This is a genomic window from Antarctobacter heliothermus (assembly GCF_900188425.1).
GTDB classification, from domain to species: Bacteria; Pseudomonadota; Alphaproteobacteria; order Rhodobacterales; family Rhodobacteraceae; genus Antarctobacter; species Antarctobacter heliothermus.
In genome coordinates, this window is the sequence record NZ_FZON01000008.1 from 41,146 (window position 1) to 66,299 (window position 25,154).

At 62.9% G+C, this 25,154-nt stretch carries 26 protein-coding genes; 10 read left to right on the plus strand and 16 right to left on the minus strand.

Features of this window, described 5'->3' with window-relative positions; translation table 11 throughout:
- The first annotated feature begins 66 nt into the window (after window positions 1-66).
- The 3 genes from CHB90_RS06180 to CHB90_RS06190 are packed head-to-tail and all read left to right on the plus strand — an operon-like array spanning window position 67 to window position 2,056.
- The gene (locus CHB90_RS06180; RefSeq protein ID WP_089276989.1) at window positions 67-519 is read left to right on the plus strand and encodes a YaiI/YqxD family protein; all 453 of its coding nucleotides are present in this window, start codon (window positions 67-69) and stop codon (window positions 517-519) included.
- A complete protein-coding gene (locus CHB90_RS06185) occupies window positions 516-1,136 on the plus strand; it encodes an HAD family hydrolase (RefSeq protein ID WP_089276990.1) in 621 nt (206 codons plus the stop codon). Before CHB90_RS06180 ends, CHB90_RS06185 begins: the two co-directional genes overlap by 4 nt.
- The gene (locus tag CHB90_RS06190; protein WP_089276991.1) at window positions 1,133-2,056 is read left to right on the plus strand and encodes an ornithine cyclodeaminase family protein; all 924 of its coding nucleotides are present in this window, start codon (window positions 1,133-1,135) and stop codon (window positions 2,054-2,056) included. The genes CHB90_RS06185 and CHB90_RS06190 overlap by 4 nt, the downstream gene beginning before the upstream one ends.
- A gap of 239 nt (window positions 2,057-2,295) precedes the next feature.
- Here CHB90_RS06190 and CHB90_RS06195 read toward each other — a convergent pair whose 3' ends face one another.
- Window positions 2,296-3,537, minus strand: coding sequence for an MFS transporter (locus CHB90_RS06195; protein ID WP_089276992.1), 1,242 nt, complete (start codon window positions 3,535-3,537; stop codon window positions 2,296-2,298).
- A 90-nt stretch (window positions 3,538-3,627) separates the two neighbouring features.
- Complete coding sequence (locus tag CHB90_RS06200; RefSeq protein ID WP_089276993.1) at window positions 3,628-4,356, minus strand: leucine-rich repeat domain-containing protein; 729 nt, start codon at window positions 4,354-4,356, stop codon at window positions 3,628-3,630.
- A gap of 110 nt (window positions 4,357-4,466) precedes the next feature.
- Here CHB90_RS06200 and zapE point away from each other — a divergent pair, with 110 nt between their 5' ends.
- On the plus strand, window positions 4,467-5,531 hold the full coding sequence (gene zapE / locus CHB90_RS06205; protein WP_089276994.1) for a cell division protein ZapE: 1,065 nt from the start codon (window positions 4,467-4,469) through the stop codon (window positions 5,529-5,531).
- A 79-nt stretch (window positions 5,532-5,610) separates the two neighbouring features.
- Here zapE and CHB90_RS06210 read toward each other — a convergent pair whose 3' ends face one another.
- From CHB90_RS06210 to CHB90_RS06240, 7 genes are all read right to left on the minus strand, one after another.
- Entirely contained in the window at window positions 5,611-6,219 is a 609-nt protein-coding gene (locus CHB90_RS06210) for a LysM peptidoglycan-binding domain-containing protein (protein WP_089276995.1), read from the minus strand.
- 211 nt (window positions 6,220-6,430) lie between these two features.
- On the minus strand, window positions 6,431-7,027 hold the full coding sequence (locus CHB90_RS06215) for a LysM peptidoglycan-binding domain-containing protein (protein ID WP_089276996.1): 597 nt from the start codon (window positions 7,025-7,027) through the stop codon (window positions 6,431-6,433).
- Window positions 7,028-7,042: 15 nt separating this feature from the next.
- Window positions 7,043-7,438, minus strand: a complete 396-nt coding sequence (locus tag CHB90_RS06220; RefSeq protein ID WP_212591570.1) for a rhodanese-like domain-containing protein — start codon at window positions 7,436-7,438, stop codon at window positions 7,043-7,045.
- A gap of 318 nt (window positions 7,439-7,756) precedes the next feature.
- Window positions 7,757-9,037: a bifunctional folylpolyglutamate synthase/dihydrofolate synthase gene (locus CHB90_RS06225; RefSeq protein ID WP_089276998.1), complete on the minus strand. Its 1,281-nt coding sequence runs from the start codon at window positions 9,035-9,037 to the stop codon at window positions 7,757-7,759.
- A gap of 28 nt (window positions 9,038-9,065) precedes the next feature.
- Window positions 9,066-10,001 carry an acetyl-CoA carboxylase, carboxyltransferase subunit beta gene (accD, locus tag CHB90_RS06230; RefSeq protein WP_089276999.1) on the minus strand — a complete coding sequence of 312 codons (936 nt, stop codon included), beginning with the start codon at window positions 9,999-10,001 and terminating at the stop codon, window positions 9,066-9,068.
- A 179-nt stretch (window positions 10,002-10,180) separates the two neighbouring features.
- On the minus strand, window positions 10,181-11,071 hold the full coding sequence (locus CHB90_RS06235) for a CPBP family intramembrane glutamic endopeptidase (RefSeq protein WP_089277057.1): 891 nt from the start codon (window positions 11,069-11,071) through the stop codon (window positions 10,181-10,183).
- Window positions 11,072-11,093: 22 nt separating this feature from the next.
- On the minus strand, window positions 11,094-12,044 hold the full coding sequence (locus CHB90_RS06240; protein WP_089277000.1) for a fatty acid desaturase family protein: 951 nt from the start codon (window positions 12,042-12,044) through the stop codon (window positions 11,094-11,096).
- Window positions 12,045-12,126: 82 nt separating this feature from the next.
- On the opposite strand from CHB90_RS06240, the gene CHB90_RS06245 reads away from it, so the two are divergent.
- Window positions 12,127-13,062 carry an AEC family transporter gene (locus tag CHB90_RS06245; protein WP_089277001.1) on the plus strand — a complete coding sequence of 312 codons (936 nt, stop codon included), beginning with the start codon at window positions 12,127-12,129 and terminating at the stop codon, window positions 13,060-13,062.
- A gap of 39 nt (window positions 13,063-13,101) precedes the next feature.
- On the opposite strand, the gene CHB90_RS06250 is transcribed toward CHB90_RS06245, so the two are convergent.
- A complete protein-coding gene (locus tag CHB90_RS06250) occupies window positions 13,102-13,809 on the minus strand; it encodes an NYN domain-containing protein (RefSeq protein ID WP_089277002.1) in 708 nt (235 codons plus the stop codon).
- 112 nt (window positions 13,810-13,921) lie between these two features.
- On the opposite strand from CHB90_RS06250, the gene CHB90_RS06255 reads away from it, so the two are divergent.
- Entirely contained in the window at window positions 13,922-14,890 is a 969-nt protein-coding gene (locus CHB90_RS06255) for a DUF3137 domain-containing protein (protein ID WP_089277003.1), read from the plus strand.
- Here CHB90_RS06255 and CHB90_RS06260 read toward each other — a convergent pair.
- The 5 genes from CHB90_RS06260 to CHB90_RS06280 all read right to left on the minus strand — a co-directional run bounded on the left by CHB90_RS06260 (window position 14,887) and on the right by CHB90_RS06280 (window position 19,199).
- Window positions 14,887-15,369, minus strand: a complete 483-nt coding sequence (locus tag CHB90_RS06260; RefSeq protein ID WP_089277004.1) for a GNAT family N-acetyltransferase — start codon at window positions 15,367-15,369, stop codon at window positions 14,887-14,889. The two genes, CHB90_RS06255 and CHB90_RS06260, sit on opposite strands and share 4 nt — an antisense overlap.
- Window positions 15,366-16,127: an ion channel gene (locus CHB90_RS06265; protein ID WP_089277005.1), complete on the minus strand. Its 762-nt coding sequence runs from the start codon at window positions 16,125-16,127 to the stop codon at window positions 15,366-15,368. Before CHB90_RS06265 ends, CHB90_RS06260 begins: the two co-directional genes overlap by 4 nt.
- A gap of 160 nt (window positions 16,128-16,287) precedes the next feature.
- Window positions 16,288-17,187, minus strand: a complete 900-nt coding sequence (locus CHB90_RS06270) for a YHYH protein (RefSeq protein ID WP_245823179.1) — start codon at window positions 17,185-17,187, stop codon at window positions 16,288-16,290.
- Between the two features lie 92 nt (window positions 17,188-17,279).
- Window positions 17,280-17,921, minus strand: a complete 642-nt coding sequence (locus tag CHB90_RS06275) for a PEBP family protein (protein WP_089277006.1) — start codon at window positions 17,919-17,921, stop codon at window positions 17,280-17,282.
- 165 nt (window positions 17,922-18,086) lie between these two features.
- Window positions 18,087-19,199 (minus strand): S-(hydroxymethyl)glutathione dehydrogenase/class III alcohol dehydrogenase, encoded by a 1,113-nt coding sequence (locus CHB90_RS06280; protein ID WP_089277007.1) that lies wholly within the window; start codon window positions 19,197-19,199, stop codon window positions 18,087-18,089.
- A gap of 148 nt (window positions 19,200-19,347) precedes the next feature.
- Here CHB90_RS06280 and CHB90_RS06285 point away from each other — a divergent pair, with 148 nt between their 5' ends.
- Window positions 19,348-21,006, plus strand: coding sequence for a Y-family DNA polymerase (locus tag CHB90_RS06285; RefSeq protein ID WP_089277008.1), 1,659 nt, complete (start codon window positions 19,348-19,350; stop codon window positions 21,004-21,006).
- Window positions 21,007-21,143: 137 nt separating this feature from the next.
- Entirely contained in the window at window positions 21,144-22,013 is an 870-nt protein-coding gene (serB, locus tag CHB90_RS06290) for a phosphoserine phosphatase SerB (protein WP_089277009.1), read from the plus strand.
- Window positions 22,014-22,097: 84 nt separating this feature from the next.
- Here serB and CHB90_RS06295 read toward each other — a convergent pair whose 3' ends face one another.
- Window positions 22,098-23,093, minus strand: coding sequence for an asparaginase (locus tag CHB90_RS06295; RefSeq protein ID WP_245823180.1), 996 nt, complete (start codon window positions 23,091-23,093; stop codon window positions 22,098-22,100).
- Between the two features lie 168 nt (window positions 23,094-23,261).
- Here CHB90_RS06295 and CHB90_RS06300 point away from each other — a divergent pair, with 168 nt between their 5' ends.
- Together CHB90_RS06300 and rlmN are read left to right on the plus strand one after the other, a co-directional pair.
- Window positions 23,262-23,789, plus strand: coding sequence for an invasion associated locus B family protein (locus CHB90_RS06300; protein ID WP_089277011.1), 528 nt, complete (start codon window positions 23,262-23,264; stop codon window positions 23,787-23,789).
- A 145-nt stretch (window positions 23,790-23,934) separates the two neighbouring features.
- Window positions 23,935-25,119: a dual-specificity RNA methyltransferase RlmN gene (gene rlmN, locus CHB90_RS06305; RefSeq protein ID WP_089277012.1), complete on the plus strand. Its 1,185-nt coding sequence runs from the start codon at window positions 23,935-23,937 to the stop codon at window positions 25,117-25,119.
- The last annotated feature ends 35 nt before the right edge of the window (window positions 25,120-25,154 follow it).

The following is a 25,154-nucleotide window of genomic DNA, read 5'->3' on the forward strand; positions in this document are numbered from 1 at the left end:
TCCCGCCCCGGGCCCGACCCGGGATCTCATGACAAGAGGCCGGTCAGGCCCGGGACGCGTGCCGCAATGACCCTCTATGTCGATGCGGACGCCTGCCCGGTCAAGGCAGAGGCCGAAACCGTCGCCACTCGTCACAAGGTGCCGATGATCCTTGTGGCCAACGGCGGCCTGCGGCCACCGCGCAACCCTCTTGTGTCATTGCAAATCGTGCCGGACGGCCCCGATGTGGCCGACATGTGGATTGCAGAACGCGCGGGCAAGGGCGACGTGGTCATCACCGCTGACATTCCGCTGGCCGCAAAATGCGTGGCGGCGGGGGCGCTGGTACTGCGACACGACGGCAGCGCCCTGACAGAGGCCAACATCGGCCAGCAACTGGCCATGCGCGATCTCATGACCGATCTGCGCGCCGCCGATCCCTTTCGCCAAGGCTCTGGCAAGGGGTTTACAAAGGCCGACCGCAGCCGTTTCCTCGACGCGCTGGAGCGGACCCTCAGACAGGCAGGAAAGACAGTATGACCATCAAGGCGGTGATCTTCGACATCGGCAATGTGCTGATCGAATGGCAACCGGAACGCTACTATGACGCCAAGGTGGGTGAGGATCGTCGCCGCGCCATGTTTGCCCAGCTTGACCTGCACGGCATGAACGACATCGTCGACCGGGGCGGCGACTTCCGGCAAACGATCTATGACTGGGCCGACAAGACGCCCGAATGGGCCGATGAAATCCGCCTCTGGCACGACGACTGGCTGGAGATGGCAAAACCCGCCATCCCCCGATCTGTCCGCCTGCTGCGCGCGCTGCGGGCGCAGGGCATTCCGGTCCATGCGTTGACCAACTTTGGCATCGGCACATGGGCCATCGCCACCCCGGCCTATGATTTCCTCAACGAATTCGACCACGTCTTTGTCAGCGGCCACATGGGCGTCATCAAGCCTGAACAGCGCATCTACGAGATGGTCGAAGATAAGCTGAACTTGCCGGGTGAGGCGCTGATCTTCACCGACGACCGCGCCGACAACATCGACGCGGCCAAGGCGCGCGGCTGGCACACCCATCACTTCACCGGACCGGACCGCTGGGCACAGCGCTTGGTGGATGAGGGGCTACTGACACAGGAGCAGGCGCAATGACCACCATCATTCCATTCGACGAAGGTGAGAAAAACCTCGACTGGCTGGCGTTGTGCCGCGCCATTGACGCAGGCCACCAACGGCCCAAGGCCGAGATTGCCGATGTCTTTCTCTACCGCGGCAAGGACACGCTGCTGAACCGTTCTGCGTGGATCGACGGACTGGGGCTGGCGGTCAAGGCGGCCACGGTCTTTCCCGGCAACCCAGGCAAGGGCAAGCCGATGGTCGGCGGCGCAGTGAACCTGTTTGACGATACGGACGGCAGCCTGACGGCGGTGGTGGATTTCCACCTTGTGACCAAATGGAAAACCGCCGGAGACAGCCTGTGCGCCGCGCTGAAACTTGCCCGCCCAGACAGCAAGCATATCCTGATCGTCGGCGCGGGCACCGTCGGCACCGCGCTGCACGCGGCCTATTCGGCAGGCTTCCCCGATGCAAAATTCACCGTCTGGAACCGCACTCCCGAAAAGGCCCGCGCCTTTGCCGAGACCCATGGCATCGACTGGGCCGAGGATCTCGAAACCGCCGTGCCCGCTGCGGATATCATCACCTCGGCCACCATGTCGACCGATCCGATCCTGCAAGGCGCATGGTTCCAGCCGGGACAACATATCGACCTGATCGGCGCCTATCGCCCCGACATGCGCGAGGCCGACGATACCGCACTCAAACGCGCAACCGTTTTTGTTGACAGCCATGACACAACGCTGGATCACATCGGTGAGCTAAAGATCCCGCTCGCCAATGGCACCATCACGAAGGCCGACATACAGGCCGACTACTACACGCCCGATGCCATGCGCCGCACCAGCGACGACCAGATCACCCTGTTCAAGAACGGCGGGGGTGCGCACCTGGACCTGATGTGCGCGCGCTACATCCTCGACGCCTGGCACGCCGCCAGCAGGTCACCCCTTTGATCCAGCTGCTCTAGGGATCGCCGCCCGCCTGTCGGAAACACCGCCGCTTTGCGGCCGAAAGATCGCCCGACCGCGCCGGGGCCGGCACCACAAGACCATCCCGGTATGAGGCCACCGAAGTCGCCGCTCTCATACAACAATCGGCGCGCAATCCCTGACGTCCTGACCGCACCCCAGGTTTCTTCTGTCCAGAAATATCCCGGGGGAGGCGCCAAAGGCGACGGGGGCAGCGCCCCCTCTTACGCCGCCGCTGGCATCGGTACAGGTCGGGTCTCACGGATCGGCAGATGCACCACCGCACTCAGCGCGCCAACGCCCACACCAATCCACCAGACCATCGCGTAATCCCCGGTTACGTCATACAGCCGTCCGCCCAGCCACACGCCGAGAAATCCGCCGATCTGGTGGCTCAGGAACACCACGCCATACAGCGTTCCCATGTACCGCAAGCCATACAAATGCGCGACCAGCCCCGAGGTCAACGGCACCGTCGCCAGCCAGAGTGACCCCATGACCGCCGAAAACACCAGCACGCTGGTCGGCGTGATCGGCAGCAGGATGAACGCCGCCGCCGTCAGCGTCCGCGCCGTATAGATCAGCGCCAGCAGGTATTTTCGGGTGAACCGCGCGCCCAGCCAGCCCGCCGTCAGCGTGCCCGCAATGTTGAACAGCCCGATCAACGCAATGGACACCGCCCCCAGGGCCGAGGTGGTCGTCACGCCCATCGAATGCAGGACTCCACCCGCCGCGATGGGACCGCACATCTCTGTCACGAAGGCCGGAAAATGCGCGGTGATGAAGGCCAGCTGATAGCCGCAGGAAAAGAATCCGATAAAGATGAGCGAAAACGAAGGGTCGCGAAAGGCGCGGCCAAGGATCACCCCCATGCTTTCCTCGATCTCTATCTTTGTTGCAACCGGCGCGCGCATCAACGGCAAGGTGATCAGCATGGCAAGGACAGCGCCCGCAAAAATGAAAAAGACAGATTGCCAGTTCATCACCGATAGCAGCGCTTCGGCGATCGGAGCACCGATCACCTGCCCCGCGCTGCCCGCCGCCGTGGCGATGGCCAGCGACATGGAGCGGTTTTCGGCGCTGGAGGCGCGCCCGACCACCGCCAGGATCACGCCGAATCCTGTCCCTGCGATACCGAACCCCACCAGAACTTCCCAAGCCTGCATGGAAAACGGATCCGCCGACAGACCCGACATCACCAGGCCAACGGCGTATAGGACCGCGCCCAGAACAATCGCCATCCGGTCACCAAGTTTCTCGGCAAAGGCCCCGAACAGGGGTTGTCCAATGCCCCAGGCCAAGTTCTGGATCGCGATGGCAAGGCTGAACTCGGCCCGCGCCCAGCCAAATTCCTCTGCAATCGGGATCTGAAACACGCCAAAGCTGGCCCGGACGGCAAAGCTCACCATGATGATAAAGCACCCGACGATCAGGACAGGTGTAAACAGCGGGGCGCGGGTCGACATGGCAAAGACTCCGGAACTGGGTCGCGCAGCTTTGCCGCGCCCTGCCCGAAGCGTCAAACGGGAATGGTTGATGGGTCAGTTCAGTTTTGCTTATGCATCGCCGCGCCACCCCGCCTCGCGCGCGCCGCCGGTCAGGTGATCGACCAGATCCTCGGCCCGCAGGCCGGGATCTTCTTCATCCGTGGCGATCCGGGCCAGCGCCTTGCTGCGGGCCGCCGCGGGTGTGTTTTCAAAGGAAATCCCCACCTCGCCGTCGCCCTCGCAAAAGGCGGGCAGGCGCAAGAGCGGCGTCAGATCACCCACCTGCGTCCCGGTGATATCCAACACTGCAAGGTCCGGCAATCCAGCCAGCGGCGACAGATCACCGACCTCTGTGCCGCGCAAGGACAGCTGACGCAGGCCGATGCAATCCTTGAGCGGCGACAGATCCGTGACGCCGGTATGATCCAGCCAGAGTTCCCGCAGCCGCGTCATGCCGGACAAGGCGGACAAATCCGCTACGCCTGACCCTTCCAGAAACAGATGCCGCAGCGCCGTCATCCCCACAAGAGGCGACAGATCGCTGACCGGTGTGCTGCGCAAGTCCAGCTTTTCCAGCCGCGTCAGCGGGCTCAGCGGGCTCAGATCGGACACCTGCGTGCCCTCCAGATCCAGCCAGACCATCCAGTCCAGACGCCCGATCTGTGCAGGCAGTTGGCGCATCGGCGCACTGCTTTCCAAATAGAGAAAGGACATGCCGTCGCGCCGGTTCATCTTGACCGACAGGATCATTTCGCGGACCTCTGAGTCCAGCGCCGCCTCGTTGTCGCCCTGCGCCATGCGCCCGCTCCTGTTGTCCGATCCGCAAGGTGACACGGCGACCCGGACGGCACAAGCACGCCTGTCACGCCGCCTCTACACAATGCCGCGCGCATTGAGTATGCGAAGGCATGCCAAGTGTCATTGACCTGTACGACTCGCGCGTTGCCTCTGGCAAGATCAAGCCGGATGAGGCGCAAACCACCGTCCTGCCCGAATTCGAGCGCCTGCGCGCCGATCTTGCCCAGCCGGTCAAACGCGGCTTTTTCCGGCGCAGCGTGGAAGCCCCCAAAGGTCTGTACCTTTGGGGGGGTGTCGGGCGCGGCAAATCCATGCTGATGGATCTGTTTGTCGAAACGCTGGATGTGCCCGCCCGCCGGGTGCATTTCCACTCCTTCATGCAAGAGGTGCAGGGCCGCATTCACACCCTGCGCGGCGAGGGCGCAGAGGATCCGATCAAACCCGTCGCCAAAGACATCAGCGATGCAGTGCGCCTGCTGGCCTTTGACGAGATGCAGATCACCGACATCGCCGACGCCATGATTGTCGGCCGCCTGTTCGAGGCGCTGTTTGAGGGCGGCACCACGGTTGTCACCACGTCAAATCGGGTGCCGGACGACCTGTACAAGGACGGGTTGAACCGACAATTGTTCCTACCCTTCATCGGCCTGTTGAAGGACCGCATGGTGGTGCGTGAACTGGCCTCGGAACGGGATCACCGGCAAGACCGACTTGCCGGGGCGCAGGTGTTCTTTTCCCCCGCCAATGCAGAGGCCCGCGCGCAGATTGACGCGCTGTGGGAGGAATTGACCCACGGATTGGAAGAACCGCTGACCCTGCACGTCAAAGGCCGCAAGGTGGAACTGCCGCGCTATCATAACGGTGTGGCGCGCGCGGATTTCTTTGACCTCTGCGGACGGATGCTGGGCCCGGCCGACTACCTGAAGCTGGCAGAAAGTGTCCGGGTTCTGATCCTTGAAAACATCCCGCAGTTGTCACGCCGGAATTTCAACGAAGCCCGCCGCTTTGTCACCTTGATCGACACGCTGTATGAGGCGCGGGTCAAACTGATCGCCTCTGCCGCCGCCCAACCGGAAATGCTGTATGTCGAGGGTGAGGGCAGTTTCGAATTTGAACGTACCGCCTCTCGGCTGCGCGAAATGCAGGCCGCCGACTGGGCGGTCGAGGCGGGCTGACACCGGGGCACCAGACAAAAAAAGGAGGGTCCCGAAGGACCCTCAGATGCTGCTGCTCGTTAAGGCTTTGCTGCCCGTGTTAATTCAGGTCCGGAATGCGCAACGTCATGCCCGCGCGCAGGTCCGATGGATCGTTCAAAAGACCTTGGTTGGCCTTCAGTATGTCAAGGTAGGCGACCGTGGTGCCGTAAAACCGAAAGGCGACGCCGGGCAGGCTGTCGCCTGGTTGCACCGTATAGCTGCGTCCGGCAGCGGCGATCAGCGGCGCCGGGACCGGTGTCGCCTTGGAGACCACAACCGGCGACGCCGCAATGGGGGCCGGTTTCTTCATTTCTTCGACAATCCCGTAGCTCATGGCCCGCAAAATCGTCATCACGTCGTCATCATCCGCAAGCGGTGGCTCTGTCGGCACACCAGCGGTCAAATGCCCGGGGCGCGCCTGAGGCCGCAACGACCGCGTGACAGGCACCAGAGCCGCCACAACCGGCTGCCCCGAAACGGGCGATATTGGCGGAGTGGCGACAGGGAGCGCAGCAGGACGCGTCATGGCCGGTTGCAGGCTAAACGTGTCAGGCCCCGCGCGGCTGACCTGATCCCTGCGCTCTGTTTCCAGTGGCTCTCCGACGGACCAGAGCAGCGCGCCGGTGGACACGGCAAAACCAACGATCAAGAGCGTTAGCCGGATCATGCAAACCCCCTGCACGTCGCAGGGATGCACGCCCGTCGATTGGCGTCGCACAAGAATGTCACGCTGTCTGTCCCCCAAGGAGTCGCGTCACAAGTCGGCAGATGCGCGCTCCTTCCTTGACTATAGGCGAATCACCGCTAGTGCGTCAACATGTGGTGGCAACGTCAAGCTGTATGAAACACGGACTGCAACACCCACAACAATTGCAGGTTCAGTTTTGTGGCAAGATCAGGTTTTGACCGGGGCGCAGATCGTCCGGACGCCGCAGCACTGACTGGTTTGCGGCAAACAACGGTCCGGTCATATTGACGTCGCCATAAACCCGCTCTGCAATGGACACCAGACTGTCGCCCTGCTGAACAACATAGATCTCAGGGACCGGCGATCTGACAACAGGTGCGGCGGGCGCACCGCCCAGAGACCGCTGAACAATCGTATGCAGCAGACTGCCCGGCTGACCCGGCGCATTGTCGCGCCCGGTGGCGATATTGAGGTTGGACAGCGCATCCCAAGTCATCCGGCGCATATCGGCATCCGCCAGACCAGCGGGGTCAGCGACGGTTCGTCCCGGCACCGGCCGCGCATCCTCGGTCGCGACTGCGAAACCTGCCGGATACCCCAGCCCCCGATCCGCCACCACCGAGGTCTTCACAGGCTGGACTGGCACGACAATCGCCGCTGGTTCGGCGCGGGTAACAGGCTCTGGCGCGGATCGCTCTGCCGACCGGCCAAAGGCCCCCGGTTGCGCGACCAGCAGCGCTACGGTCACCACCGCAAAGCCCAAAGCCAGAAGGACCATCCTGATCATCACACCACCCTATCGTTACGACTTGCCGGCAACGGTCAGCCCAAGCGCGCGCCAGCTGTCCAGCCCGCCGCGATAGTACTTCAACTTCGTCGCCGGATACCCGGTCTCCAGCAGCCGACGCAGCGCATTTGGCGCGTCCTGGTCATCTGCACCAGTTCCGAAAAACACCAGATCGAACGCCCCGGCATGATCGCCGTTCCGAACCCCCAGCGCGGTCAACAGATCGTCGCGATACGGATTGTCGGCCCGCAGCGTCTGGGCCGGAAGGTTGACCGCCCCGGGCAAGGTGGCCGCCGCATAGGCAGCGGGCAGGCGCGCATCGACAAGCAATCCCTGGCCGCCTCCGACAAAGATCTCCAGAAACTCCAGCACTTCGAGCTCTCCGACCGTCCCCACTCCGGGGGCCGCCATCATCGGCTGCACACACCGCGGCGGACAGGCTGGGCCGGATCGGTCAATCCTGAGCGTTTGCCCGTTGAGGGTGAGAGAGAAACCGGGTCGATCTTCGGTAATCTGGCTGGTTTGCGCAAAGGCAGGCCGCACGGCAAGAGTCGCCATGGTAAAGCATAGGGCCCAAACAAGACCTTTCCACATCTGCTCGTCCTCCGGGCGTCGATCTGGCGTTCGCCTCTTATAGTTGCCACGAAATATAGGGCAGACGCGGCGAATCAGTCAATAAGGTCAAGCGCAAACAACGTGCAAAGGGATGCGCCCAAGGCGCGCAGGCGGTCACGCCATCCCGCGCAGCACATGCCCGGCCAGATAAAGTGACCCGCAGATCAACACCCGCGCCTCTGGCTGCTGTGCCGCAATCCCGGCCAACGCTGCGTGCAGATCCTCGGCCTCATGGACAGAATGCCCGACCTCACGCGCCAGCCGCGCCGTCTCTGACGCCGGCAGCGTGTTGACCTCATCGGGAATGGACAGGGCCGTCAGACTGTCGCAAACCGCAGCCAGAGGCCGCAAAAAGCCGCGCGCATCCTTGGTGTTCAGCATTCCGCAGATCAGGTGCGTAGGCCGCTTCGGCAGCCCCGCCAGATGCACTGCCAAAGCCTCTCCCGCGGCCGGGTTGTGACCGCCGTCCAGCCACAACTCGATCGCAGGGGCCACTGCAACCAGAGGACCAGACCGCAGCCGTTGCAGACGCGCAGGCCATGCTGCCCCGGTCATCGCCCCCTCAAACGCCGCCTCTGGCATATCCAAATGCCGCAACACTGCCAACGCAGCACCGGCGTTCTGGACCTGATGCGCCCCGGGCAATACCGGCAAGGGCAGATCCAACAACCCGGTCTCATCCTGAAACACCAGCCGCCCATTCTCTTGCCAGACGTGCCACTGCTGACCATGCGCCAGCAACGGCGCGCACAGCGCCGCCGCCCGCGCCTCGATCACCTCCAGCGCGGCCTCCGGTTGCGGGCCGACCACACAGGGAACGCCCCGCTTCAGGATACCCGCCTTTTCCCCCGCAATCAGCGCCAGCGTGTCGCCAAGATACAGCTCGTGATCCATCGAAATCGGGGTAATCACCGTGGCCGCAGGTCGTTCGATGACATTGGTCGCATCCAGCCGCCCGCCCAGCCCCGTTTCCAGCAGCACATAATCTGCGGGCACCCTGCTCATCGCCAGCAATGCGGCACAGGTCGTGATCTCGAAATAGGTTATGGACTCGGCACCATTGGCGACAACGCACTCGTCCAGAACCGCCTCCAGCGCCGGTTCCGAAATCAGCGCGCCCGCCAACCGAATCCGTTCATGAAACCGCGCCAAATGCGGCGAGGTATAGGCGTGGCAGGTCAGCCCCGCCGCCTCGATCCCCGCCCGGATCATGGCTTGGGTCGAGCCCTTGCCATTGGTCCCGGCCAGATGGATCACCGGCGGCAGCTTGCGTTCTGGATGATCCAGTGCCTCCAACAGACGCCAGATCCGATCCAGCGTGAGATCTATGATCTTGGGATGCAACGCCATCATGCGTTGCAACAACAGGTCAGACCCACGCGCCGCTGCGCTCATGCTCCGAAACCCTCTGTCATGACGAAGATCACTTTGCAGTGTCGTCCAGCGCCGCGTTGGGCTCCGGTTTCAGATCCTCCGGCCCCGGCGGCGGCAAATCACCCCATGTCGCGGGCGACATCCCCATCAGCATGCGGGTGATCACAATTAACTCTTCGCGCATCTTGCGCCGGTCGGTGACCCGGTCCAGCATCCCGTGCTCCAGCAGGTATTCTGCGCGCTGAAACCCCTCGGGCAGCTTTTCGCGGATGGTCTGCTCGATCACGCGCGGTCCGGCGAAACAGATCAGCGCATTCGGCTCGGCAATCTGCACGTCGCCCAGCATCGCATAAGACGCCGTCACACCACCGGTTGTCGGATGGGTCAGCACCACGATATAGGGCAGCCCGGCCTCTTTCAGCATCTGAACTGCCACGGTCGTGCGCGGCATCTGCATCAGGCTTAGAATGCCCTCCTGCATCCGCGCGCCCCCGGCGGCCGAAAACAGCACCAATGGGCGGCCCAGTTTCACGGCCTCTTGCGCAGCGGCAATGATCGCATTGCCGACATACATCCCCATCGACCCGCCCATAAAGCTGAAGTCTTGCGCCGCCGCCACAATCGGCGTGCGGCCGATTTCACCGGCGGCGACCAGCATCGCCTCTTTCTCGTGCGAGGCTTTTTGCGCTGCCTTCATCCGATCCGGATACCGCTTTTGATCGCGAAAATGCAGCGGGTCGGCCAGCGGCTCGGGCACTGCCAACTCATTGAACACGCCACCATCGAAAAGTGCCAGAAACCTGTCGCGCGGCGTGATGTGCATGTGATGCCCGCAATTGGTACAGACATTCAGATTGTCGCTGATCTCACGATGAAACAGCATGGTGCCGCAATCGTCGCACTTGGACCACAGGTTCTCCGGCACCTCGCGGCGTGAGAAGATCGAGTTGATCCGCGGACGGACGTAATTGGTGATCCAGTTCATGGGCGACCTGCGCAAGTTCCAAGATGGCCGAGAAATAGGCAAGCCGCAGCAGAAATGCAATCAACCATGGGCACGCGATCCCCCCGGCTTCTTCTGTCCGAAAATATCCCGGGGGAGGCGACCAAAGGGAGCCGGGGGACATGCGGCAAGCATGCCTCTGGCAGGACGTCCCTCCCCGCTCACAACCGGAGTGCCACCCGTGCGGTCAACCAACTCACCCCGATCATCACCAGATCCAGCGGCAACAGGGCGGCGACGGCTGCGGTGTCTTCCGGCCCGAACGGCCATTGCCGCAGTGCCAGTCCCGACATCTCTCCGCCCATGGAAATCCCGGCAAACACCATGACGTTGTTCACGAAATGCAGCGCCACCGCCGGACCCAGACTGCCGGACCGCGCTGTCAGATCGGCGGCGGCCAGTCCGAACAACGCGCTCCATCCAGCCACCATCAATGCGTTGTCGCCGTAAACGTCGGGCATATAATGCCCCAGACCAAAGGCCAGTGAGGGCAGCCCCAGCCAAATCACCGGATGCCGCAACCGCGCCGCCAGTTGGGACTGAAAGTATCCACGAAAGAACACTTCTTCAGCGCCGGTCTGAATGAAGATCACCACCAGCGTTGCCGGCAGACACAACAGCCATGTACCCAACGGCAGCCCCGGCCGCGTCGCAGTCAGGAAATCCCAGGGCGGCAGCACCAGAACAGCAGCGTTCAGCACCACCAGCGCCCCGGTAACCCGCAGAAAATCCCACCGGAACAGCCGCCAGGGGCCCAGCAGGCTCACACCGCGCCGATGATGTAGCATCTCGGCCACCATCATCACCCCCACGCCCAGCGCGCCGGTCAGCAGCAGCACCAACAACAGGCTTTGCGGTGTCGTGCCGGTCTGCAATCGCTCCAGCAGGGTCAGATAGGCATCACCCTGCATGACACTGCCCAACACAGAGATCACCCCGCGCGCCAGCCCGAACCAGATCACGATGCACAGCACCAGTCCCAGCGCCAGGCGCCACAGTTCGGAGCGCGGCTCGGCAGGGGCCGTCATCATCTGGTGACGCCTGTAGCGCATCGGGCCGTTCATATCGGGCCGGTCATGCAGCGGGACGATCGGGACGGGCCGAGGCCTCGCGCAGCACCTGACCATACCCCTGCGCCAGCGTCATTCGCGCTGCCACGCCCTTTTGGCGCAGCAGCGCGTGCAGCCGTGGCAGGTTATGTGCGGGCACATGCATCACTAGGTGATGCTCCAGGTGAAAATTCACCCAGTAAGGCGCAAGGAATGCGCGCGCCAAAGGTCCGGCCAGCGTGGTGCGGGTATTGCGCAACGGGTCATCACAGAACGCGACCGCGCCATGTTCGGCAATATTGCGAATCCGCAGCACCAGTTGAAACCACGTCAGAAGCGGCAACAGCCACAGCGCAGGCCACAGCCACCAGCCGCCAAAGGTCCAGAACACCGCGAACAGCACCGCGTTGGCGATCAGCGCACGGGTCAGGACCGGCCCGCCAAAGGCCTGCGCCAGATCCTGACTGGACACGCTCTCTGTCTCGCCCACCAGACGAAAGGCGAACAGGATCTGCGCCGCGCGCTGCTTGATCCCGGTCTGGCCGGTGATGTCGCGGAACAGCTTGCGCCGCAACGACGCGCGCGTGGTCGGAAAGGGTTTCGACAGCCGCAAATCCGGATCTCTGTCAGTCTGCGTATGGCGATGGTGCATCAGGTGGTAGTGCCGATACGCCGCCAGGTCGGCGAGGATCGGCGCGCCGCACAGCCAGTTGCCCGCAAACGCATTCAGCCAAGGTGTGCGGAACAGCGCATTATGCGCCGCCTCGTGCATCAGGATCGCCAGCCCCAGCTGGCGCGACCCGATCACCATGAGCGCCAGCAGAAAGGTCGCCACATTCGGCCACCACACAAACAGCGCCGCCGCTGCCAGAATGACCAGCCAGCAATGCGCGACCAGCGCCGCCCCCCACAGGTCAGAGCGGGCCGACAGGCTGCGAATCTCGTCGCGGGTCAAAAAGGTCGTTCCCGGTGTCATGTGCCCATGATCCGGCCCCTTTGCCCCCGCTGTCAACGCCCCGCGCCGTTGACGCCGCCGCCCCCCATGCTACGACAAGGCCATGCTGGATATCTTCCTGAAGACCGTTCCCTTTTTCTGCCTGATCGCGCTGGGATACGGTGCGGCAAAGTCGCGTTTCTTTACCGAAGAGGCCAGCGCCAGTCTGACCAAATTCGTCTTCTACTTTGCCCTCTCGGCAATGCTGTTCCGCTTTTCCGCCAATTTGCGCTTTGACGAAATATTCGAGCCGCGTCTTGCCGCCGCCTATCTCTGGGGCACCGCCTTTACCTGGGGGCTGGGCATGGCGGTCGCGTTTCTGCGCGGGCTGGACCTGTCCACTGCCTCGATCGAGGCGCAATGCGCCGCTATCGGCAACACCGGCTTTCTGGGTGTTCCGATGCTGGCCTTGTTGCTGGGACAAGAGGCGGTCGGCCCGATCATCCTGATCCTGTCCATCGACCTGATCGTGTTTTCCTCGCTCCTGACACTGATGGTGACCGGCGCACGCGAGGGTCGCATGCACCTTGGCATTCTGCGCAAACTGCTGGCCGGGCTGCTCAAGAACCCGATGATTGTCTCCATCGGTCTGGGCCTCATGGTGTCGGCCAGCGGGTTGGGCGTGCCAGAGGCCGCCAACAGCTTTCTCACCACGCTGGGCAATGCTGCCACACCCGGCGCGCTGTTCGCCATCGGTGCCTCATTGGCCTCAAAATCCGCCGAGCGGGTCCAGATCGCCGTCTGGCTGAGCTTTGCCAAACTGATCCTGCATCCGCTGTTTGTCGGGCTGGGGGTCTACGTCTTTTTCCCGGTCGACGCCTACCGCGCCGCCGTCGCCGTGTCCGCCGCTGCGCTGCCCGTGGCGGGCAACGTGTTCATCCTGGCACAGCACTACGGCATCGCACCACAACGGGTGTCGGCGGCAATCCTGATTTCCACCGCCGTCAGCATCCTGACCGTCAGCGCAGTGATTGCCACGGTCACCGGCTGGATCGACTGACACCGCCGCGCGACACGTCGGCGGTTTGCCGTGCCCCGCCTAGTCGACCCGCCGCAACAACAATTGATTGCCGCTTGCGCTGCGCTGGGTTTCGAACACCTTCAACTCTGTCACCAGGTCCGACAGCTTGCGCTTTCCATAGCTACGCGTGTCGAAATCGGGGTTTGCGGCGGTGATCACCTGTCCGATATCGCCCAGACGATACCATTCATCGTCCTGGTCAATCGACTCCATCGCCTTGAAGATCAGATCCCGCGCCGCCGTCAGATCATACACTTTGCTGGGCTTCGACCCAGAGGTCTTCTCCGGTGCGGAGTCGAGGTTTTCGAGAAAGATGAAGCGCTTGCAGGCTTTGCGGAAGGCATCCGGCGTCTTTTGCATCCCCATGCCATAGGCCTGCAGCCCCTGTTCGCGGATGCGACTGGCCAGCCGAGTGAAATCGCTGTCCGAACTGACCAGCACAAATCCGTCAAACCGTCCGGTATGCATCAGGTCCATCGCGTCGATCACCAACGCAATGTCGCTGGAGTTCTTGCCAACGGTATTGGCGGGCGAGTGATGCGGCACGATGCCGAATTCGGCCTGTACCTTGTTCCAGCCCGCCATCTGTTGGCTGGAAAAATCGCCGTAGCAACGCCTTACACTTGCCTCTCCAAGGGTCGCGATCTCATCAAAGATCGCCTTGGTGTATTTCGGAGAAGTGTTGTCCGCATCGATCAGCACGGCTAAAAGTGTGTTATCTGCCATTGGGTCTCCGCGTTCTTCGGTCCGCCCCGTGTCGGGCACTACGGACCTGCCAGCATGGTGTCCTCAAGCCTTAGTCTGACAGGATTTTCAGACAACAGCCATTGGGAACGCCATGCAATTCATAGAAAAATCCCCCATCGAGACCGGTTTTGCCGAGGTCTTTGCACAACGGGTCGCCCCGGAACTGGACGCGCTGGAGGCCAAGCGCGCCGAATTGCTCAAGGCGGGCTGGCGCAATTTCGGCATCACAATGGCCGTCGGCGCAGTGATCGGCGGCGCGCTGGCCATCTGGAGCGATTTGGTCATCGGCATCATCGTCGTGGTGTTCTTTCTCATTCCCGCCTTTGCGATCCGCAGCAGCCAGTCCAAGAAGTGGTCCGGCGAAGTGGCGGAAAAGGTAATGCCTGCCGTCTGCGATTTTCTGGGCGACGTGCAGTACGATCGCAAGGCCGCCAACAGCTTTTCTGCCACGCAGGCCAAGGAGATGGGGCTGGTTCGCGGCTTTGACCACGCCAAGCTGGAGGATCACATGACCGGCACATGGCGCGGCACCGGCTTTGAGATGGTCGAGGCCAAGCTGACCACCCGGAGCAAGAGCAACAGCAACAGCTCTTCCAATGAAAACACGGTTTTTCAGGGCCTGCTGTTCCGGATCACCCTGCCGCACCCGGCACCGACCCGCATCCTGATCGCGCGCAATTTCGGCCGCACCCTGAACAAGCTGGCGGGCTTCTTTTCGTCCGACAAGACCCGTGGCATGCCCCGTGTCGAGACCGGACACACCGAGTTCGAAAAGGACTTTGAGCTGCACGCCCAATCCCCCGAAGGCGTGTTGAACTACCTGCCGCCCGCGTTTCTGGACAACCTGACCGCCATCGGCAAGGCAGAGTCCGAAGGCGGCACATCCGGCATGGTCGCCGCGTTCGAGGGCACGGATTTCTGGCTGGCGCTGTCGCGGACCAAGCCGTTTCTGGAAATGGCCAAGATCAATGAGCCGGTCGACGCCATCGCCGAGGAACTGCATGGCGTGTTCGACGACATGGCGCTGATCCGGCGCATCATCGACCGCCTTCACGGCTAAAGCGCCCGGTACATCACCAACGCATCGACATAGCCCTGTTCCGGGTGCCTGAAGGCCCCGGGCAGGCGTCCCACCACGTCAAACCCGGCCCGCTGCCATGTCGCAACCGCGCGCGTGTTGGTGGCGACGACAAAATTGTACTGCATCGCGCCAAAGCCAAGCTGCGGCGCAATCTCCAGCGAATGGGCCAGCATCGCCCGCGCCACTCCTTTGCCCCGTGCGGCCTGAGACGTGACATAACCGCAGTTGCAGACATGGCTGCCACCGCCCTTTTGGTTGCGCACGATATAATAGGTGCCCAACAGCGCGCCGTCGGCCTCGGCCACGAAAACCCGCCGTTCCGGCCCGAACCAGTAGGCCAGCGCATCGTCGCGTGAAATATCCGCGTCGATGGCGTAGGTGTCGCCGCTGCGGAACACCGGCTCCAGCATCGCCCAGACGCCGGCGCGGTCTGCGTCCACGGCCTGTCTGATGATCATGTCTGGCCCTCCGTCCTGATGTGCACCACCTCACCGCAGTGCTTGCAGTGCACTGCATCCGCGTCATGCAGCACCAGCCCGCACGTCGGGCATTCGTGCCGCACCTTGTCTGGCCGCAAGACCACCTGCACCAGCCGTAGGAACAGCGTCACGCCAAAGATCATCACGATGACAGAGATCATCCGTCCCCAAGGACCCTGCAAGGTGATGTCGCCAAAACCCGTTGTCGTCAGCGCGGTGACAGTGAAATAGAGCGCGTCGGCATAGTTCCCGATCTGCGGGTTGACTGTGTACTGAGTCGCGTAGACCAGCCCGGTCATGATGAAGATAAAAACGCCAAGGTTCAGAACCGCCAGGATCACGTCGTCATTGCGCCGAAAATAGGGGAAATCCCGCCTGAGCTGCCGCGACAGGTGATAGGTATGCAACAGCCGCAGCGTCCGCATCACCCGCAGAAACCCGAGCCCCTCACCTGCCAGTGGCGCCAGAAAAGAGACAATCGCAATCAGATCGGCCAGTGTCACTATGCGTGTCATCAACCGCAGCCGGTTGGTCGAGATCCAGAACCGCGCCCCGAACTCGGCCAGGATCACGACACCGAACACCGCATCCACCGCCTCGACGAAGGAGCCGTGGTGGGTGAACGAGGTGACGATCACAAAGAGGATGGTGACGATGTCGAAGGCCAGCAGGGCATAGCGGAATCGATGCGCCCGCTCGCTTTCGCCCACATAGAGCTCACGGATCTTGTTGCGCATGGCTGGTCCTTCGGTGGTCTGACCGAAAGGTAGGATGGATTTCAGGAGAGGGAAAGGCGCCCGGTCTCCGCGCCGGAACACGGCCGCAAGTGTCTAGTTGCCGCAGGTGTTATGCACCGCCACGCCTGACAAGGTCGCGCACCTTGTCAGGCCATCGCGATCATCGGCAAAACTGACCGGACTTCATCTCACCGTCATTGGTTACTGTGCGCGTCTGGAAATCATAGCAACCGGGTGTTTCCGCTGGCGCAAAGCGGATAAAATAGTCCTCACCTTGATAGCTGTAATCCATGCTCCGCTGACCGTCGTCCTTCTGTGAAAAGACAAGACCATCAACACCGCCACGAGGCGGCCTGCCCGGTCCGAGTTTGTCACCCGAAACATGTTCCAGCGGGCGTACACGGGGTAGTTTGTCAAAATCCGTTACAACACCCATCAGGCACTGTACGAGATAAGGCGCGTCCGGCGAGGTGTGATAGCGATAGCCAAACACGGCGTCCGGCTGTCCATTGCAAATGTCCAGCGCGCCCTCTGCAATTTTCGACCCGTCGGGATTGTCGTCTCCATAAATCGGAAAACCGTCAAAGGCCCAACCGATAATGGCATCGTCGCCTGAATTGGCCATCGCCTCAATCATGCAGGTGGGTTTGGCGTGATAGTGATAATCGTCTCCGCGCCCGGCATGGCCACCACAGATATCAAGCTGCCCGGTTTGCACCGTATCGTGCTGCGCTTGATGGTGCGCCAGGTCAGCTAGGCTCATTTCGCCACCGGCGGTGTAGTCGTAGATCGGCACTCCGTTCACCGCAACGCCAAGCGCCGCGTCGCGGGTTAGCGGCGTTTGCCCTGGCACCGGCGACAGAAGAATCGGCGCGGCATACTTCGCAGGAACAGGCACCTGCTCATTCGTTCCGACGATCCCCGTCATCAGATCGTGCTCCGGGTAGGTGTCAGAGGAAATAACGGCATGGTCCTCCGTGCAGGAAATACTCACCCTATCGTTGAAACCCGCCTGATCCACTGAGGCGGCGATTGCGGCACAGTGATCGTCATGGGCCAAGGCGGCGGATCCAACGAAGCCGGCAGCAATCACCGTCACAGCAGACAAAACGGTACGCGGCATCGGGCCTTTGCGTGACATGGACAGCCGCATCATTCGACAGTCGCCCGGCACAGAACCGTGTTGCTCTGCTCAAGGTCCGGTCCCCAGATCAGTTTTGCGGCATCCGCCCACCGGATGTCGTCATATCCTCCCTTGGGGCTGACCTGATCCGCAGAAAAAACAGTGGCCTGATCCCAGTCCGAGGCATCGAAATCAACCAGATCCCAACCTGCCGGCTCATCCAAGGTTTCAAAGGTACAAGCCCCTTCGCCTGCCACTGGATTGCTCACCCCTTCGCAGGATTTGTCCAAAGGCGCTGTGTGGATGACAAGGCATTGCCAATCCGCGTCGCTGACTAAAACCTCAGCACCAGAGGCATCCTTGATCTGCAGGATCACCCCCCCGTCGCCCATTTGCTGGCGTCGGCTGCCAATGTACTCCAACCCAGTATCGTTTTCTTTGAAATCCTTGGCGACGAGTCCAACCACAAACGGACGATCGGCTTCAAACTCGAAGCTTTCCGCGTTGAAAGACCGCTCTGTCGTGATCGGCACGCTATCCTCGGCGACCTGTACTCCGTTGACCCTCAGTTCGAACCAGTTGTCTGCCCAAACATCGGCCAGAAACGTCTCCGCCGAAAGGGCGGTGGTGGAAAGGGCGAATGCTGCCGCCGTGAAAATGGCGCGTGTCATATCGCGATCCTTGTTGTGCGTTGTCTGTTGGCGTTTCTTATTGAACGTAGCTCGGGCAGATTTTTGTCGCTACATCGTCAAGTCGCCTTGTCTAGCGGATATACCCCACAAAACGAAACGCCGGTCCCGTCACGGCACCGGCGCTCCCTCACCCCGCCGCCCGGATCAGAACACCACAACCGCGCGGATCGATTCACCTGCGTGCATCAGATCGAACCCCTTGTTGATCTCGTCCAGTGTCAGCGTGTGAGTGATCATCGGGTCGATCTCGATCTTGCCGTCCATGTACCAGTCGACGATCTTGGGCACATCTGTTCGCCCGCTCGCACCGCCAAAGGCGGTGCCGCGCCAGACGCGCCCCGTCACCAGTTGAAACGGCCGGGTGCTGATTTCGGCCCCTGCCGGGGCCACGCCGATGATGATGGATTCGCCCCACCCCTTGTGCGCCGCCTCCAGCGCCGTGCGCATGACGTTGACGTTGCCGGTGGCATCAAAGGTGTAGTCGGCCCCGCCCTTGGTCAGTTCGACCAGATGCGCCACCAGATCGCCCTCGACCTCTGACGGATTCACGAAATCGGTCATGCCGAAATGCTCGGCCATGGCCTGCTTGTCGTTGTTCAGATCGACGCCAACGATCTGGTCGGCCCCGGCCAGCCGCAGCCCCTGAACCACGTTCAACCCGATGCCGCCCAAACCAAAGACAATCGCCCGGCTGCCGATTTCGACCTTGGCGGTGTTGATCACCGCGCCGATGCCGGTGGTGACACCGCAACCGATGTAGCAGACCTTGTCGAACGGCGCGTCGGGGTTGATCTTGGCCAGCGCGATCTCCGGCAGGACCGTGTGATTGGCAAAGGTCGAACAGCCCATGTAATGCAGGATCGGCGTGCCATCGAGCATCGAAAACCGTGAGGTGCCGTCCGGCATCAGCCCCTGCCCCTGCGTGCCGCGAATTGCCTGACACAGGTTGGTCTTGGGGTTCAGACAGTATTCGCACTGACGGCATTCGGGGGTGTACAGCGGGATCACATGATCCCCCGGCTTCAGGCTGGTCACGCCCTCGCCCACCTCCAGCACCACACCAGCGCCCTCATGGCCCAGGATCGCGGGGAACAACCCCTCCGGATCCGCGCCCGACCGGGTGAACTCATCGGTGTGGCAGATGCCTGTCGCCTTGATCTCGACCAGAACCTCACCCGCCTTGGGGCCCTCAAGGTTCACTTCCATGATTTCCAGCGGCTTGCCCGCTTCCAATGCCACTGCGGCCCTTGTGCGCATGTCCTGTTCCCTCCGGTGTTGCGATTTGTCCTGACACTGGGGCAATCCCCCCGAGGTCGCAAGCACCGCCTCGACAGGTCCGCCGCCGGACTCGACTCTGCGCCACCCCGCACTTAGAACAAAAGCAGAACAAATGATCCCGAGTCCCATGCCCAACCGCCGCATCCTCTCGCTCTGGTTTCCCCGCCTCGGCGCCGAACGGCTGATCCGGGGGGAACCGCATCTGGCAGAGATCCCCTTTGCCACCGTCGCCCGGAACGGCCCCGCTCAGGTGCTGGGCGCGCTGTCTCTGGCCGCCTCGCAGGCCGGGCTGCGCGCAAACCAGCCGCTGCGCGACGCCCATGCCATGTGCGCCGGGCTGATCACCCGCCCCGCCCAGACCCGCCGCGAAGAGGCGTTTCTGGACGCGCTGCACCGCTGGGCCGGCAAGTTTTCGCCCTGGGTCGCCCCCGATGCACCCGACGGGCTGGTGATCGACCTCACCGGCTGCGCGCATCTGTTTGGCGGAGAGGAGGGGTTGGCAAAACAGGTGACACAGGAGTGCGCTGATCTGGGCCTCACCGTCTGCTTCGGCATCGCCGACACGCTGGGCGCGGCCTGGGCACTGGCGCGATTCTCAAGACAGGACGCAGGCCACGCCCGCTCTGGCGATGCCATCGATCAAGAGGCCCCCGCCACCCGAGCCCGTGCAGGCAAACGCCGCCACTGGGAACGCGGCGGCGCCGCCCCCGCGCGCGACGCCCCCACTGGCACCGAAAAAAACCGCATCGCCCCACCCGGCCAGACTCGCGATGCGCTGGCGCCCCTGCCCGTTGCGGCACTCCGGCTGGAGCCGCAGGTGACCGAACAGCTTGCCCGCCTCGGGCTGCGCCGCGTCGGTGATCTGCTGGGCCAACCCCGCGCGCCACTGGCCCGCCGCTTTGGCCGGGGCCTTGTGGACCGGCTGGATCAGGCCACCGGGGCCGCGCCCGAACCCGTCTCACCCGCTGCTCCGCCTGACCGCTTTGCCGTGCGCATGTCCTTTCCCGATCCCATCGGGTTTGAGGACGACGTGGCAGAGGCCCTTTTGCGCATGACACAAAAGCTCTGCGCCACACTCGACGCCGAGGCGCGCAGCGTCCGCACCCTGCGGATAGAAGCGCACCGCTGTGACCACCTGATGCAATGGCTCACCGTCACCAGTGCCGCCGCCAGCGCGCAAGCGCACCGGTTGATGCCACTTATCCGTCTCAAGCTTGACCAAATCGACGCAGGCCCCGGCATCGACATGCTGCGGTTAGAGGCTGTGCATCACGAACCCCAACACGCACGCACCCGCAGCGGCCACCTGGAGGCCGCCCGACACGGCACCCGCCGCCTGCAAAGCGGCGCCGCACTGGAGGATCTGACCAGCCGCCTCGGCGCGCGGCTGGGCATGGAGGCGATCACCCGCCGCGCGCCCGCCGCCAGCCATATCCCCGAGAAATCCGCCCTGACCCTCGCCGCCGCATGGTCCGAGGCCGCGTACGACTGGCCGACGCCACACATGACCCGCCCGCTGCTGCTCTGGCCGCCAGAGCCGGTGTCCACCCCCGACCGACCCACCCCGCCACAGACCTTTCGCTGGCGCGGGCGCGACTGGCAATCCAGGGCGCAAACCGGACCGGAACGGATCGCGCCGGAATGGTGGCTCGACGAGCCCGAATGGCGCTCGGGCCCGCGCGACTACTGGCGTATCGACACCGACCACGGCGACCGGCTCTGGCTGTTTTACGCCCACGGCGGCGCCACCTCGCCCGGCTGGTTCTGCCACGGCAGCTTTGCCTGACAGCCTTCCGCGCTTCTTCTGGCCTGAAATATCCCGGGGGAGTCGACCAAAGGGAGACGGGGGCAGCGCCCCCGCCGCCACTGGCCAAACACGCCCCCCCATGCCAAAAGCGCCCCGACCACAAAGGAGCGTCGCTTTTGTTCATCGCCTCACTGATCGCCAAACCCGGACACCTTGACCCCGCACTGGTGGAAAATCTCCGCAACGCGCTTGGCGGCGGCAGCGCGGACTGGCTTTCCCCCGACGAGGCTGCCGAATTTCCGCTGCAAACAGCCCCCGCCAATCTCGAAGAGATCCGGATCTCGATCACCGACATGGCCGATCTCAACATCCTGCCCGCCGAAAACCGTCGCAAGAAAATGTTGCTGGCGGATATGGACAGCACCATGATCCAGCAGGAATGCATAGATGAGCTGGCCGAAGAGGCCGGCGTCGGCGCCCACGTCAAGGACATCACTGCCCGCGCCATGAACGGCGAACTGGATTTCGAAGCCGCGCTGATCGAACGAGTCAAACTGCTCAAGGGTCTGCCGGAATCGGTGATCGACAAAGTGGTTGAAACCCGCATCACCCTGATGCCCGGCGGCAAGACCCTGCTGGACACGATGCACGCACAAGGCGCGCTCTGCGTGCTGGTCTCGGGCGGGTTCACTGCGTTCACCTCGCGCGTTTCGGCCCTGCTGGGCTTTGACGAAAACCGCGCCAACACGCTGCTCATCGAAGGCGGCAAACTCACCGGCGAGGTCGGACGCCCCATCCTTGGACGCGCCGCCAAGGTGCAAACGCTCGAAGAGATCACCGCCCGGCAGGCCATCACAGAGGCGGATGTCATTGCCGTCGGCGACGGGGCCAATGACCTTGGCATGCTGGGCCGCGCGGGCATGGGTGTCGCCCTGCACGCCAAACCCAGCGTTCAGGCACAATGCGACCTACGGGTCAACCACGGCGATCTGACTGCGCTGCTGTACCTGCAAGGCTACGCCAAGAGCGATTTCACCAAAACCTGAGGCCCCCGTCCCGGGCTTGCCCCGAGACCTCATGTCCGCCCGCCAGAGGCCCCCGATCAAGCCCGGGGCGAGGCAGCGCGGTCCTTATCCCGCCAGCCCAGCCACGGGGCGGATTTCTCCGGTTTTCAGTCCGTCCCAGTTGCGTACCGGCGGGTTCAGGAACCGCGCGACATCTGGATGCGCCGCCTCCAGCACGCCCAGCCGAACCAGAAGCGCGGCAATGACACAATCCGACGCCCGTGTTGCCCCATCGACGATCTTGACGGCGATGCCCATGCCCCGTTTCGGCAGGATGGCCACAAAATAGCCTTCGGCCCCGGTCTTGATCGCCACGGGTTCCTTGGCCGCCTGCATCAACAGCGTGCAGGCTCGACCCTCCCCCGCCACCAGCATCGGATGCGCAATCATCGCCTCGACCAATTGCGCCGCCGCCCGCGACTGCGCGTCGCCCCGCGCCCCGGCGCTGGCATAAAACGCCATCGCCCGCGCCATGCCGGTCATGGTGGTGGCGAAATTCGGCGCTGAACAGCCGTCGATCCCGAAACCGGGGCTGGTCTCTCCGGTCACTTCTTCGAACGCCGCGCGGCAGGCCATCTGCACCGGATGCGCGGGATCGACATAATCCGGCCCCGCCTTCAGGTGCTGTGTCAGCGTCAGGAACCCGGTGTGCTTGCCCGAACAATTGTTCAGCACGCGCCCCGGCGCCTGATGCTCGCGAATCATCGACAATCGCAGATCCTTGTCACGCGACGGTTGCGGACCGCAGATCAGGTCATGCTCGGACAGCCCAAGGCCCGCCAGCCATGCCTCGACCAACCGCGCATGCAGCGGCGCGCCCTCATGACTGGCACAGGCCAACGCCAGTCGCTCTGCCCCCAGACCCGCATCGTGCGCGGCCCCGGAGGACACCAACGGCAAGGCCTGAATCATCTTCGAAGAGCTTCTCGGCAGCACCACAGCGCCCGGATCGCCCCAAGATTCGACAATCTGCCCCGTCCCGTCGCAGATCACCGCATGCCCCGAATGCCAGCTTTCGACCACTGGCCCCCGGTGAATCTCGACCATCGGAACCGCTGTCATGCTATGACCTCCAAGACTTGAGCGAATATCTGCCACCGGGGCTTTTACGCCTCGGTTCTTTCAGGCTATTGTCCCGCCGTCGAGATAAAAACCCAGTAATGCATCCTGCATTCGGGACGTGCGGAACGTGCGGGACATTTGAGGTAGAGAACGCTGGAGGCGGCAGGAATGATGTCAGGTCTTGGTCGGGGATTGGGCGCACTGGCGGTGGTGCTGAGCGCCTCCGCAGCAGGCGCTCAGGATAGCAGCACGGCGCGCGTGGACGCCATGACGGACTGGTCGGTCTTCGAAGAGGCCAGCCCGCGCGAATGCTGGGCGGTGACCACCTACAAGGAAAGCGTAAACACCAAGGACGGGCGCGTGGTTGCCGTGACGCGGGGCGAGATCCTGTTGATGGTTTTTTACCGTCCCGAAGCAGGCGTAAAAGGCCAGGTGGCCTTTACCGGCGGGTATCCCTTTGCCCCCGGGTCGACGGTCAACATGGCCATCGGCGACACCGAATTCGAGCTTTACACCGAAGGCGAATGGGCTTGGCCCGCGACTCCGCAGGACGACGTCAAGCTGATCACCGCGATGAAACGCGGCGCCGATGCCGTTGTCACCGCCGTGTCCAGCCGCGGGACAGAGACCAAGGATACCTTTTCCTTGCTCGGCTTTACCGCAGCAATCGAAGACGCGGACAAACGCTGTACCTGACGCCGTGCTCTGGCCCGTTCCGGGCAGAGCGGGTATTTGAACACAAGAGAAACAAGGGCCGCATGACCTCGTGTCATCCGGCCCTTTGGCATTCGCCCGCGAATCCTGTATACGGCAGGCTTCGCGCCAGACAGGAGCCCTTGGCATGACCGCGACGACGCCCATCACTCAGGATCTCGTGACCATCCCCCGCAAGATGCCGGAGGGGCCGGTAAACCTGATCGGATTGACCCGCCCGCTGTTGCGTGAGGCGTTGTTGACGGCTGGCACGCCGGAAAAGCAGATCAAGATGCGGGTCAACCAACTGTGGCAGTGGCTGTATCACTGGGGCGTGCGTGACTTTGAGTCGATGACCAACTTGGCGAAACCGTACCGCGCCATGCTGGCCGAAAACTTTGTGATCTCTTTGCCAGAGGTCGTGTCGAAACAGATCTCTGCCGATGGCACCCGCAAATACCTTGTGCGTATTGCGGGCGGGCATGAGGTTGAGGTCGTCTATATCCCGGAGGCGGATCGCGGCACGCTGTGTATCTCCTCGCAGGTGGGCTGCACGCTGACCTGTTCGTTCTGCCACACCGGCACGCAAAAACTGGTCCGCAACCTGACCGCCGGGGAAATCGTCGGTCAAATCATGCTGGCGCGCGACGATCTGGACGAATGGCCCGAACCGGGTACGGGAATGGGTGTCGATGGTCCGCGCCTCTTGTCCAACATCGTCCTGATGGGCATGGGCGAACCGCTATACAACTTTGAGGGTGTGCGCGACGCCATGAAGATTGCCATGGACGGCGAGGGCATCGCCCTGTCCCGTCGCCGGATCACCCTGTCCACTTCTGGCGTGGTGCCCGAAATCACCCGCGCCGCCGAGGAAATCGGCTGCCAACTTGCGGTCAGCTTTCATGCCACCACCGATGAGGTCCGCGACAAGCTGGTGCCAATCAACAAACGCTGGAACATCGAAACTCTGCTGAACACGCTGCGCGAGTATCCGCGCCTGTCAAATTCGGAACGCATCACCTTTGAATATGTGATGCTGAAGGACGTGAATGACACGGACGACGATGCGCGGCGTCTGGTCAACCTGATCAAGGGCATTCCGGCCAAGATCAACCTGATCCCCTTCAACGAATGGCCCGGCGCGCCCTACCAGCGCAGCGATTGGTCCCGGATCGAAAAGTTCGCCGACATCATCTACAAGGCAGGCTACGCCTCTCCCATCCGCACCCCGCGCGGGGAGGACATCATGGCCGCCTGCGGTCAGCTGAAATCGGCGACGGAGCGCGCCCGCAAATCCCGCGCCCAGATCGCGCAGGAAACCGGCCTTTCCTGATCCTGCGACAGTTTATCCGCAGCCACCCCTTTACC